Here is a 12,704-nt window from a genome sequence, read left to right as displayed (position 1 = left end):
TTGATATGATGTTTTTAAGATGATATTATGCGTTTTGATTGCTGGAATTTTTCTTAGATTTTTCAATCCAATATTTTTCAATATCTTCCAAAGGTTTTCCTTTTGTTTCAGGTAGATAGCCCAATACAACGATAAAAGCTATTGCGCAGAAGAAAGCGAATAACCAAAAGGTATAATGAGCACCCCAGGATGCCAGCAGAATCGGAGTCAGCTGTCCAACGATAGCATCGGAAATCCACATGACCATAATGCTTATCCCCATTGCTCGGGCCCGTATGGCATTGGGAAAAATTTCAGCTGCCACCACAAATTTCAATGGACCGATAGAAAAAGCAAAGAAAAACAAGAATGAGAGGATGGAAACAATCAATGCGACATTATTTGTCTGTTCCAGACTGAAAAGATAGCCTGTCGCGATCAAACTGATGGTTGCACCCAATGTACCTAAAATATATAAAGGTCTTCTTCCCCAATTATCTACCTTCCAAATAGCAAAGCAGGTAAATAAGACATTTGCAGCGCCGAAAAACAATTGCGCGTGATAGGAATTAGCTAAAGAAATACCCGATTCAAGGAGGATGCTAGGTCCGTAATAGACGATCGCGTTGATCCCACTGAGTTGAGAAAACAAGGGTAAGAACAAGCCCAAGAGAAAAGCCCTGCGGTAAATAGGTGAAAACAAATCTCTTATATTTCCTTTGGCTGGACTTGGCGAATCATGTAAGTCTGTCAGACCAAGTTTGGCACTGATGACAGCAACCTCTTCGCTGCGCCCATTTTTTGCAAGCCAACGGGGACTTTCTGGAATAAAATAAACGCCCAAGCAGAGTAGGATAGCAGGGATTGCACCAACTAAAAACATACCCCGCCAAAGTTCTGTCTGCGGCAATGAATGCAATTGAAGAATAAAGTAATTGCTAATATAAGCGATGAGGATACCAAAGGTGATTGCCAGCTGATAACAGGTAACCGATCTACCTCTGAATTTACTGGGTGATATTTCGGCAAGATAAAGTGGCACAACGATAGAAGCGATGCCCACGCCTAGTCCACCAATACCTCTGCTGAGAATCAATAAAGTATAGTTGGGACTGAATCCACAGCCGATCGCAGATAATAAGAAAAGTAAGGACGCAACAATGAAGGCTTGTTTACGACCATATTTGTCTGTAAAAGATCCTGTAAAAAATACACCTATAATGCATCCGATCAGTGCTGAACTAACAAAAACACCTTCCTGTGCTGGTGACAGTCCGAAAAACTGCTTGACCAACGGTAAAGCTCCGGCTATAACAGCCATATCGAACCCGAAAAGCAGTCCCCCCAGTGAAACGATGCATAAAATAATGATAAAATTCTTAGACATACCTGGTTTATAAGTTTTATATGTATATACATACAAACATATATCTATTTTTTTAATTATGCAAAAAATCTTATTTTAGCTAAGTAATATTATGTAATGAATTTAAAAATAGATCACAAAAGTCCAGTTCCGCTGCATATACAAGCAGAAAATCTATTGCGGGAGTTGATAAAACAGCCGGAATATATTGAGGGGAAGATGTTGCCTAATGAAATAGAGCTAGCCAAACGCTTGGCTATTTCGCGCTCCACTTTGCGTCTGGCGATTAATAAGCTGGTATATGAAGAGCTACTGATCAGAAAGAAAGGGATCGGCACCAAAGTTGCCAGTTCGAAATTCAGTTCGAAATCCAAAAATTGGTTGAGCTTCTCGCAGGAGATGAAGAATCGTGGGATCGAGGTGAAGAATTTCGAATTACACGTGAGCTGGGTGGTACCAGATAAAGCTGTTACACAATTTTTTGCTGTCGATGAGGATCAAAAGCTGTTGAAACTGGAGCGGCTGCGGGGCAAGAAAGATGATCCATTCGTCTATTTCATATCTTATTTCCATCCACGTATCGGCTTGACAGGTGACGAAGATTTTAAACGTCCTTTATATGAAATATTGGAAGCTGACTATCATGTGGTGGCTGATCTTTCGCAAGAGGAAATTGACGCCATTGCAGCAAATAAATTTATCGCAGATAAACTCGAAATTAATATTGGGGATCCTATTTTGTCACGGAAGCGATTTGTTTTTGATCAATCTGGAAAGCCAATTGAATATAATCTGGGTTTCTATCGTGCAGAAAGCTTTACCTATACAGTTGAAAGCCGAAGAGATTATTAAAACATAAAATGATCCAGTAGCAGCAAGCTATTGGATCATTTCATTGATAGATTTATTACTGCTGAGTAGCCGTTTGCGATGCCCATTGATTGATCATTGCGATAGCTTTGCTCAATACACCAGCCGAACCTTTGAATTTCCCGGATCCACTTGGGACGTCGTTTTTCCCGTACCACTCATAAAAACCTTTATTCTTGACCACACGATCAATCATTGGCTGTAGTTCATTGTAGGCTTCCTGATAGAAACCGTGTTGGATAAGCTGCTGAATCATTCTTCCACCAAACCAGGTCCAGTCACCACCATTTTGATAGTGATAAGGCTCAGCCATCCAGCCTTTAAAAAATCCAACGGGATAGGTCGGGTAAAGCGTAAGACCAATACTTGGCATCCCTGAGAGACGTACATTTTCGAGCATCTGCTTATTGACAGTTGCTATTTCGCTCCGTTTGAGTAAGCCAGCTTCAATCGCAATTGCTGTTCCGCCATGGTAATGAATCTTATTTTCATCGAAACCTTTAGGGAGGGGAGATGACTTTGGATAGATATGGGGAATAAATTTCTGCCTTTTTTGATCCCAAAGATAGCGTCTGCTGTTTGTTTCAAGCTCTTTTTTAAAGGCCTTCCAGTCAGCGGTCTTCGCAGCATTGGGTTGTATTTCAATCAATAGCTGTAGGGCAATGATGAGCATAGCATTGTCGTATACGTCAATCGCCTCATTTGAAAGTTCGTTCCAATCGCAGCCAAAATCGTCATGTGGTTGTACGTCACCCCAATCTGCTGTCATTGCACCCCATAGTAGATTATATTTTATATTGTACCGCTCTCGTTTAAGGTAGTCCAGCATGAGTTGTATACGTTCTTTGACGGAAAGTCCACCGATGGATTCGTCAAGGATACTGTAATCATTGGTTTTTTGTATGTATTTGCCCAGTAACTGAATTAAAGAACTCTCCTGGTCAGTCTCGACTGTATTTTTAAATCCAACATGATCGGGTGCATTATTAGAATAATAAGGCGTATCGTCATGCCAGGTAAAATCTTTCTTGAGCACATAACCATCTACCATCTCGCCGTTAGGCTGTTGCATTTGGAAAAATAAGAGAATCGCACCCCGGACATCGGCAGGCGACCTTTCCTCCAATGCAGTTTCAATAAATGTATTGAGATCCCGTGCCCAGATCTGTGAATAACCACTTCCAGCATTAAAACCTTCTTTGATGACCTGTCGGGCCAAACTGTCAACATATTTTAACTTTTGATCTGCTAAAATGGTTTGTGCGAGCTTAAGTTCTGTCCCTTTTGATGCTGCTTTTTGTTGAGCGGACAGGCTGCTTCCGAATAAAATAAATGTAAGACTAAAAAATGTCAGTTTTCTTTTCATGAGAACTATTGTTATTGGTTGAATTGTTGAGGCATTTCAGAGCCTTTACGTATTATATTGTTAAATAAGAGTGATGATCACTGATTTTAGATCGAACTTTCTGAATTAAAACTTCTTGGTTATTTATTGTTATGTATGTACAAACAAAAATATAAAAATAACCATCGTTTTAAGCTTTTTATAGGATATAATTGGGATGGTATTTAAATTTTTACAATCTGATGGTGTTTTTTAGTGCTAGCCGTTATCTGCTTTTTTTAATAAACTTTACCTTCATGTTTATACATAGTTTATTTTTCGTAGATTTGTTTTTGAACCTAATTGATAACAATGGTAAAGCAACTCATATTTTATTTTTTTTGCATACTCTTCAGTGTGAACTGTGCGCAAGGACAACAGCAGATTGATTTAACTACATTGGTAAAGCCGAATATTGGATCTGTCCATAGTAGATATTTTTTTTACACGCCAGCAGCAGTCCCCTTTGGGATGGCAAAATTGGCACCAAGCACTGATGGAAGTTATGGTAATAAGTCCGGTTGGGAGGCGGTGGGCTATGACGATAGACACAACTCGATCGAAGGTTTCGCAAATTTTCACGAGTTTCAAGTCGGCGGGATTACCTTTGCACCTTCGGTAGGACAGCTTAAAACAGTTCCAGGTAAACTGGACCAGCCACAAAGCGGTTACAGATCATCATTTGACAAGAGAGACGAATTTGCTACCTCAGGCTATTATCGGGTGAAATTGAAAGATTATGCAGTCCTAGCGGAATTGACTGCAACCAAAAGAGTCGGCTTCCATCGTTATACCTTCCCAAAAACAGATGCCGCTAATATTATATTTGATATTGGACATGTCATGGGAGAAAGCGGTCCAGTGGTGGATGCTGAGGTCAATTATGATAAAAAGTCTGTATGGGGTTATGTGGTCACTAATCCGGTCTATGTGCAGAAATACCAACAGGGAGCCACTGTAAAGATGTATTTCTTTGCAGTACTCAACAAGTTGCCCAAATCCTATGGTACATTTAAAGATTCGGTGATTTTTAAAGAAAAGAAAACGATACAAGGGAAGGGTGCCGGGATATTTCTTCAGTTTGATACGGAATCCGATGAATCCATTACAATCAAGACGGGCTTGTCCTATACCTCTGTAGATAATGCACGACTAAACTTGCAGCAAGAGGCCAAGGAGCTGACATTTGATCAGGCGAAGACGGAAGCACTCAAGACCTGGAGCAACGAACTGGGGAGGATATTGGTGGAAGGTGGTAAAGAAGCAGACCGCGTAAAATTTTATACAGGACTATACCATGCCCTGCTTGGACGGGGACTTGCCAGTGATATCAATGGGGCTTATCCCAAAAATGATGGTTCAGTTGGCCAGATCGCTTTAAATACGCAAGGAAAACCTATTCATCAACACTATAATACAGATGCGATCTGGGGGGCATTTTGGAATCTGACACAACTCTGGTCGATTGCTTATCCTGATTATTACAACGATTGGGTACAGAGCCAACTCTTGGTTTACCGCGATGCGGGCTGGCTTGGTGATGGTATTGCCAATAGTAAATATGTCTCCGGTGTGGGGACTAACTTTACAGGATTAGCGATTGCTGCGGCCTATAACGTTGGGATCCGGGATTACGACACGAATTTCGCCTATGAAGCTGTACGAAAAAATGAACTTGAATCGCGCGGGCGAATTCCGGGAGCTGGTAAGCTCGATGTGGGGGTATTTGTCGATAAAGGTTATTCTCCCTATATTCAGGACAATACCGGGAGTCCCGAATTATTGACCACCGGATCACCTTTTGGCGCTTCTCATACGTTAGAATATGCATTTTCGGCAGCCGCAGCAGCGCAATATGCAAAATCACTCGGCCGTGATGCAGACTACAGAAAACTTCATGAACTTTCAACTGCCTGGAAAGGATTATACGATCCATCGACTAAATTCATGCGACCAAAAGACAGTTTAGGGAAATTTATTCCAAATTTTAATCCTTATCAACCTTGGCGTGGTTTTCAGGAAGGAAATGCCTGGCAGTATACGTTTTATGTGCCACACGTTCCGCAGGAATTGGTTAAGCTCGTGGGAAAGGATCTATTCAATCAACGCTTGGACAGTATATTTACAGTATCACAAAAGAACGTTTTTGGAGGAGGAACCCACATTGATGCCTTCGCAGGAATTGAAAGCTTGTATAACCATGGAAATCAGCCCAACTTACATATCTCCTGGTTGTTTTATTTCTCAGGAAGACCTGACCTCAGTCAAAAATGGGTACGGGCTATTTCAAACGAATTTTATGGTAACGATCCTATACACGGTTATGGCTATGGACAGGATGAAGATCAAGGCCAATTGGGCGCTTGGTACGTACTGTCAGGTATCGGTTTATTCGATGTGAGAAGCTTAACATCTGAAAATCCTGCCTTTCAGATAGGAGCTCCTCTGTTTGATAAAGTTACGATACAACTACCCAAAACTTTACGAAAAAACAAATTTACAATTCAGGTTAAAAAGACGGATCCGGATAGTTTTTATGTTGGTCAGATTCGATTGAATAATAAACCTTGGAAAGGTTGGCAGCTTCCTTTTGAACAATTAGTGAAAGGCGGGGTAATGACCGTGCATTTAAAAAGCAACACTAGTACAAACTAAGGTTTGTTCATAGATGTAGTTGCTAATTAATAGCAGTAGGTACCCAAAAAGTAAAAGCTAACTTGCCCGGGATCGAATAATTAAAAAAGAGACTGCCGGGAATGTGTTCCAAAAAAATAGGGGTGTCCAAATTCTTTGGAACACCCCTTAATGGTAGGTTGGTTTGTTGATTGCCTACGCGATCTCAGCAATGAAATTGCCCTCTTGGTCCAAATCCGCCTTGTGAGCTGCAATTTGTTGAAGATTAATATAGCCAATAACATATTTGAAATCTGCTGCGTAATATCTTTCTGTGATCTCACTGAAATTTAATTTTTCAATCAGTTGATCGTCAGTGTATCTTAAATAGACCTTGAGCAGATAATCTTGGCTATAGTTTAAGGCACTGGATTCTAAATGCTTTTTATATTCATAACGGTAACCGTAGCGTAATGCGGCAATATCCGACAATACTGCCGAGCCAGTAGGGTGACCGCCCGCACCTTTGCCATAGAAGAATTGCTCATCCGCAAAGGCAGCTTTGACCAATACACCGTTATTTTCATTTTCTACATTGTATAACATGCTTTCTTTACCTACCAAACGAGGAAGTACATAAAGCACGACCTTATTACCGTCGATCTCTTTGGCTGTAGGGATCAACTTGATTTTTAAGTTCTTTTCCTTTGCAAAGCGAATATCCTGTTGACCCAATTTGTCAATACCGATGTTGAAGACATCATTTGGTTTGACATAGATACCATAAGCATGTGAAGCGACGATACAGACTTTAAATTTAGGGTCATATCCGCCAACATCAAGAGTAGGATCTGTTTCAGCAAAACCCAGTTCCTGCGCTTTTTTTAGCGCATCTGCATACTGTTGGTTTTCATTAAAGACTTTCGAAAGAATGTAGTTGGAAGATCCGTTGAATATACCGCTGACCGAATGCAAAAGCTCGTTATCATAGTATTCTTCCAAGTTACGGATAATAGGAATACTTCCACAGACAGCGCCTTCATAAAGTAGGCTGGTACCATATTCATGTTGAATATCTACCAACTCTTCGAGGTGACTGGCAATCATCTTTTTATTTGCAGATACCACATTTTTGCCTGATTTCAATGCGCGTACAGTCAGTTTGTATGCAGCTTCGGCATCATCGATCAGTTCGACAACAGTGTTGATTTCTGGATCCGCCAGGATTGCCTCAGCATCTGTTGAAAACAGATCCGCTGGTAACGTACGTTTTTTGTCCGCATTTTTGATGACAAATTTCTTGATTTCCAGATTCAGATTTTTGGTTTTGATAATGTCGTAGAGACCTTGGCCTACCACGCCAAACCCAAACATCCCTATCGTTAATTTATTACTCATATCTCTTCTTAAATTCTCTTATATAATTGTTTACTTCTCTTAGACTAATTCGTTGATATACGCTTTCTTATTCTTTAAAAAATTATGGATAATAGCCGTCAGTTTTTTTGTCTCTATCAAAAATCCATCATGGCCATAGCTTGATTCGATCTCCTGATAAGTTGCATTTGGAATATGCTGCGCTATAAATCGCTGTTCGGCTGGCGGGAACAATACATCGGTATTGACAGCTAATACCAATGTCGGACAGCTGATCCCGGACAATGCTGCCTCCAAAGAAGTCCTTCCTCGGGCTAAATTGTGACTGTCCATGGCCTTTGTCAGGTAGAAATAACTATATGCATTATAGCGTTTGACAAGTTTTTCGCCTTGATAATTTTGATAAGAGGCAGCTTTATACTCATTCACTATACTGTCATCCTCATCCCGTTGTGTATGGTCATAGGTGATATAATTGCGATAGGATAACAGCGCAATCGAGCGAGCAACTTTAAGCCCTTTTTTACCACCATCGGGATGGTTGGCATAGAAGGTCCGGTCTGCTGTAATTGCTAAACGTTGGCTTTCATTAAAAGCGATTCCCCAGGGGGAATGTACCGCATTGGTGCCGACAACAATGAGTTGATTGATTGCGATCCTGTTGGAAGCGGCCCATTCTAGGGCCTGTTGGCCACCTAGCGAGCCGCCAATTAGAACCTCAAGTTTAATGATATCCAAATGAGCTGCGAGCAATTGATGTGCATTGACCAGATCTTTTACCGTAAACTCCGGAAAGGATAGGTAATAAGGCTGACCTGTTGCCGGGTTGATGGATAGGGGATTGCTACTACCGTAGGCGGATCCTATTAAATTGGCACATACGATGTAGTAATCATTCGGATTAAATAGATCGTTAGCACCAAATAGGCCCGGCCACCAGTCCAATACATTCGCATTTGCCGTCAGGGCATGACAGACCCAGATTACGTTGCTGCGATCAGCATTGAGTTCACCAAATACCTCGTAGCTAATCTGTAAATCGACAAGTTCCTTCCCGTTTTCAAATACAAAGGGCTCGGGATGTTGATAAATATGCCTGCTCATTACGTTTAAATTAATGGATGTACCTGATTATTTGATCTTATCGAATGCTTGTTGTAGATCGGCTTTGATATCATCAATATGTTCGATCCCTACAGAAAGGCGCAATAACCCCGGAAATACACCCGCATTTGCCTGATCTTCATCACTTAACTGTTGGTGTGTCGTTGCAGCAGGATGGATGATCAATGATTTTGTGTCGCCTACATTGGCCAAATGGCTGATGAGCTCTAGGCTGTCGATAAAAGCATTAGCTTTTTGAGCAGCATCACCCTTCAACTGGAAGGAAAGGACAGCACCATAACCGTTTTTAAGATATTTTTGCGCATTGGCAAAACTCGGTGAACTTTTTAATCCTGGATAATTTACCTTCTCTACCTGTGGATGGGCTTCAAGCCATTTGGCAACCTCTAAGGTGTTGTCCACATGGCGTTGGACGCGCAATGACAGTGTTTCAAGTCCTTGTAACAATAAGAATGAATTGAATGGAGAAAGTGCCGGACCAAAATCACGTAGACCTTCAACACGGGCGCGGATAGCAAATTGAATATTGCCAAAAGGCCCTTTTTCACCGAATACTTCAGAGAATACCAAGCCGTGATAGCCCTCCGATGGTTCGGAAAATTGTGGGTATTTTCCATTGCCCCAATTGTAATTCCCGCCATCAACGATGACACCACCGATACTTGTGCCATGACCGCCGATCCATTTTGTTGCAGATTCAACGACGACATGTGCACCATATTCCAATGGTTTGAACAGATAACCTCCGGCACCAAACGTATTATCAACAATTAAAGGTAAATCATATTTTTTAGCAACAGCAGCAATTTTTTCAAAGTCAGGAATGTTGAAACTAGGATTGCCGATGGTCTCCACATAGATAGCTTTGGTTTTATCGTCAATAAGAGCTTCAATTTTATCTGCTTCGGCATCGGTCGCAAAACGGGCTTCGATACCCAAGCGTTTGAAAGCAACTTTAAACTGGTTAAATGTACCACCGTATAGATTAGAACCTGCCACAAAGTTATCTCCGTTTTCAAGAATATTGTTTAAGGCGATAAATTGTGCCGCTTGACCCGAAGCAACAGCTAAAGCCGCAACTCCACCTTCCAACGCCGCAATACGTTGTTCAAAAACGTCCGTCGTAGGATTCATTATCCGTGTATAGATATTGCCAAATTGTTTCAGCGCAAATAGATTGGCTCCATGTTCGGCATTCTCAAATACAAATGAAGATGTTTGGTATATAGGTACCGCTCTGGATCCAGTGGTTGGATCTGCCACTTGGCCAGCGTGAACTTGTAGCGTTTCGAATTTTAGATTTTTGTTGGAAGACATAATATATCAGATTTTAAGGGTTCAAAAAAATGTTAACAAGGAAAAAAAGGAAGCATACACACCTGATGAAAAGGTCTGTTAATATCGTTATCCGGGAAAAAGGAGAATGATGCTTAACAAGTTGGGAGGTGCATATGCATGCGCATTCGCATAGACATGGCAATGCTATGTGTTGCTCCTTTACCTATTAGTTGGTTCGTCTGAAATGAACCTAAATTGTTGATGGTTTTGTGTAATGTAATAATCATTGTCTTATTTCATTTATATGCTCCAAAACGATATTGCTTTGGACAGGATTTGGCACCTTTTCAACCAAATTGAAGGTTGCCAGTGGGTCATAGAGCCAGTCTCTCGCCACTTCTTTATAAATCAAGACCTGCTGATTAAGGAAGGTGTTGATTAGAAATCTTCATCTGAAGACACTGCAAATATAAACTTCTTTTCTATTAATGCAAAAGAAAAACAATTTTTTAATTAAAACTATTTTGTAAATACATGTTCCCAATAACCTACAGAAATATAGGCTGAGTTGAAAATCACGTGGTTATTTACTTTTTAAGGACGGAATTTCACCTTATTTTTTACTAGGTGAGATATGTTCCGCTATTTGATCCAAATCGGTCAATAACGATTTTAACTCATCTATTCTGACATAGATGTCTTTGTGCAGGACTTCCGGATTCTTTTTACTGATGGAAATGGAAAGTCCGACTAGATGCGAATTGACGCGATAGGAGAGTGCTTGAAAATGGTGGATATGGGACCAATCTATCCATTTGTGCTCAGGTTCTTTCTTCATTTGGTTGATGGAGTCTGAAAATAGTGCCATCGCTGTTTGCGCCTTTTTACGTGCTAACCGGATGTCAAAGGAGCTCTGTAGATTGTCTGATAGCCGTTGGTTGATAATCTGGAAGTAATGTTGGTTGTAGCTTGCAACCTCCTTTGCTAAATGGACCAAGCTTGAGCTTTGGCGTACTGGAATCAAGAAGTATCCTGCGATGGTTAGAAATGCACCTATCAATGTAAAAGCCATACGACTGCCCAAAATAAGATCGATATTGCCTTCAAATAGGTTTAGCGCAATGACAACGCCCAATGTAATAAAAATAACACTGACCATATAATTGGATCGGTTGAATAGAAAGAAGCCAAAAAGACCGATTGCCGATAGGCTCAGTAATAAGGGGAGACTTTGGAAGAATGCTAGACAGAAGATGCCGATCAAAATACCTGAAAATGTACCTACAATCCGTTCGATGTTGCGTGTTTTGGTCATCGAAAATGCCGGTCTCGCTACGATAGCGATGGTCAGCAAAATCCAATACGTATATTTGAAGTCTAGGAACAGAATGCCGATCAATGCGCCAACACCAAAAAGTAGGGCCATACGTAGCGCAAAACGAAATAACGGATTTTTAAGGTGAAGTTTATTTTTGATTTCACTCAGACTGCCTAGGGGGCGATTGATAAATTGTTGATATTCCGCTGTATCTATTTTGTCCTGAATTTCCTGATTCTGATAAAAAGCAACCTGAATCCGACGGAGTACCTCAAGAATAGACTCCATATTGGTGATAATAGACCTTAGGATAGGGCCGGCTGGACCAGCTTGTTGTTGCTGAATGTTTTTAAGCTCGGTCAAGAGCTCGTTCAGTTTAATTGTATTGTAATACAATTGCTGTGCATATCGGAATCTTATATGTGGCTGTGAGAAGCTATCAATTTCTAAGGCCAACAATTTTATTGCACGACGGATCACAGGAAGGCTACCCGTATCTGCTAGATTCTTGCGGATTGCCTCATAGTCATGATCGAGGGCGATGATGAGTTCATGTAGATCAATCAGGCCATAAACCTGACTAAGCCAATAATTACTTTTGGGCCATTGATGACCAATAATTTTTTTCTCGCGGAACAACAATGAACGGATCTGTTCCTGCTGCTCACTGATCTGACCGTGAATTTTGCCCACGCGACTGTAGGTAATGTCCAGTGGAATGCTGGGGTCATAGGACTGGGCACGGATCAGCAAGAATTTAGATAAACCCTGAAAGCCATTTGCCATCGCATGCTTCAATGAACGATAGGGTCTTATATAAGCCTGTAGCAAGCTGAATAAATAATAAATAGCTGTTCCTGTTGTGATTTGCAGGCCGATCGCCAAGGGATGTTTTGGTGCCAGGCCAATGACAAAACTCATTAAGATCAAAGTCATATTGCCGATAGCAGCATAACGCGGACCGAACAGGCCATACAAGGTAAAGGTAAATCCGGCTAAACCAAGGAGAATAACCAAGGGCCAGTGAAAAGGAAATAAGTAAGCTGTAAGAAACGAGGCAACAAAGAATGTCGGAATGCACACCAATGCAGAGGATAGTTTATCTTTGCGGTTACCGGGAGGGTCAGTCAAGGTCGTCAACAAAGAGCCTACACCAATTCCTATGGCGGTACTCGCCGGAGTTCCTAATAAATAGATTGCTAAACTCGGTAAAATACTGATGGATACATTTCGCAAAGCGTCACCACTGTGCTCGCCTTGGATAAATCGAATAATTCGGCTATAAATACGGTTGAATCTTTTCTTTAATGACACGATGCCCATCAATCAGTTTACTAATTTTCGTTGCAAAAATACGAATATTATGCTTAATATTTTATATATACATTTTATTT

At 40.9% G+C, this 12,704-nt stretch carries 8 protein-coding genes and 1 riboswitch; of the genes, 2 read left to right on the top strand and 6 right to left on the bottom strand.

Features of this window, described 5'->3' with window-relative positions:
- Positions 1 to 25 precede the first annotated feature (25 nt).
- Entirely contained in the window at positions 26 to 1,366 is a 1,341-nt protein-coding gene (locus tag OGI71_RS09525; RefSeq protein ID WP_282255181.1) for a sugar porter family MFS transporter, read from the bottom strand.
- 96 nt (positions 1,367 to 1,462) lie between these two features.
- Here OGI71_RS09525 and OGI71_RS09520 point away from each other — a divergent pair, with 96 nt between their 5' ends.
- Positions 1,463 to 2,197 (top strand): GntR family transcriptional regulator, encoded by a 735-nt coding sequence (locus OGI71_RS09520; protein ID WP_223579421.1) that lies wholly within the window; start codon positions 1,463 to 1,465, stop codon positions 2,195 to 2,197.
- A 55-nt stretch (positions 2,198 to 2,252) separates the two neighbouring features.
- On the opposite strand, the gene OGI71_RS09515 is transcribed toward OGI71_RS09520, so the two are convergent.
- Positions 2,253 to 3,581 (bottom strand): hypothetical protein, encoded by a 1,329-nt coding sequence (locus OGI71_RS09515; protein ID WP_282255180.1) that lies wholly within the window; start codon positions 3,579 to 3,581, stop codon positions 2,253 to 2,255.
- Between the two features lie 330 nt (positions 3,582 to 3,911).
- On the opposite strand from OGI71_RS09515, the gene OGI71_RS09510 reads away from it, so the two are divergent.
- Positions 3,912 to 6,254 carry a GH92 family glycosyl hydrolase gene (locus OGI71_RS09510; RefSeq protein WP_282255179.1) on the top strand — a complete coding sequence of 781 codons (2,343 nt, stop codon included), beginning with the start codon at positions 3,912 to 3,914 and terminating at the stop codon, positions 6,252 to 6,254.
- Between the two features lie 174 nt (positions 6,255 to 6,428).
- On the opposite strand, the gene OGI71_RS09505 is transcribed toward OGI71_RS09510, so the two are convergent.
- The 4 genes from OGI71_RS09505 to OGI71_RS09490 all read right to left on the bottom strand — a co-directional run bounded on the left by OGI71_RS09505 (position 6,429) and on the right by OGI71_RS09490 (position 12,633).
- A complete protein-coding gene (locus OGI71_RS09505; RefSeq protein WP_282255176.1) occupies positions 6,429 to 7,610 on the bottom strand; it encodes a homoserine dehydrogenase in 1,182 nt (393 codons plus the stop codon).
- A gap of 39 nt (positions 7,611 to 7,649) precedes the next feature.
- On the bottom strand, positions 7,650 to 8,693 hold the full coding sequence (metX, locus tag OGI71_RS09500; RefSeq protein WP_282255175.1) for a homoserine O-acetyltransferase: 1,044 nt from the start codon (positions 8,691 to 8,693) through the stop codon (positions 7,650 to 7,652).
- A 27-nt stretch (positions 8,694 to 8,720) separates the two neighbouring features.
- Positions 8,721 to 10,031 carry an O-acetylhomoserine aminocarboxypropyltransferase/cysteine synthase gene (locus OGI71_RS09495; RefSeq protein WP_282255173.1) on the bottom strand — a complete coding sequence of 437 codons (1,311 nt, stop codon included), beginning with the start codon at positions 10,029 to 10,031 and terminating at the stop codon, positions 8,721 to 8,723.
- A gap of 258 nt (positions 10,032 to 10,289) precedes the next feature.
- Positions 10,290 to 10,402, bottom strand: a riboswitch (SAM riboswitch).
- Positions 10,403 to 10,605: 203 nt separating this feature from the next.
- Entirely contained in the window at positions 10,606 to 12,633 is a 2,028-nt protein-coding gene (locus OGI71_RS09490; protein ID WP_282255172.1) for an FUSC family membrane protein, read from the bottom strand.
- Between the last annotated feature and the right edge of the window lie 71 nt (positions 12,634 to 12,704).

This window comes from Sphingobacterium sp. ML3W, assembly GCF_029542085.1.
In the GTDB taxonomy this organism is placed as follows: Bacteria; Bacteroidota; Bacteroidia; order Sphingobacteriales; family Sphingobacteriaceae; genus Sphingobacterium.
This window is presented reverse-complemented; position numbering and strand designations above follow the sequence as displayed.

What these genes read in the sequence shown, in the direction of transcription:
- OGI71_RS09525 (WP_282255181.1), bottom strand. Translation starts at nt 1,366, where the DNA reads ATGTCTAAGAATTTTATCATTATTTTATGCATCGTTTCACTGGGGGGA.
- OGI71_RS09520 (WP_223579421.1), top strand. Translation starts at nt 1,463, where the DNA reads ATGAATTTAAAAATAGATCACAAAAGTCCAGTTCCGCTGCATATACAA.
- OGI71_RS09515 (WP_282255180.1), bottom strand. Translation starts at nt 3,581, where the DNA reads ATGAAAAGAAAACTGACATTTTTTAGTCTTACATTTATTTTATTCGGA.
- OGI71_RS09510 (WP_282255179.1), top strand. Translation starts at nt 3,912, where the DNA reads ATGGTAAAGCAACTCATATTTTATTTTTTTTGCATACTCTTCAGTGTG.
- OGI71_RS09505 (WP_282255176.1), bottom strand. Translation starts at nt 7,610, where the DNA reads ATGAGTAATAAATTAACGATAGGGATGTTTGGGTTTGGCGTGGTAGGC.
- metX (WP_282255175.1), bottom strand. Translation starts at nt 8,693, where the DNA reads ATGAGCAGGCATATTTATCAACATCCCGAGCCCTTTGTATTTGAAAAC.
- OGI71_RS09495 (WP_282255173.1), bottom strand. Translation starts at nt 10,031, where the DNA reads ATGTCTTCCAACAAAAATCTAAAATTCGAAACGCTACAAGTTCACGCT.
- OGI71_RS09490 (WP_282255172.1), bottom strand. Translation starts at nt 12,633, where the DNA reads ATGGGCATCGTGTCATTAAAGAAAAGATTCAACCGTATTTATAGCCGA.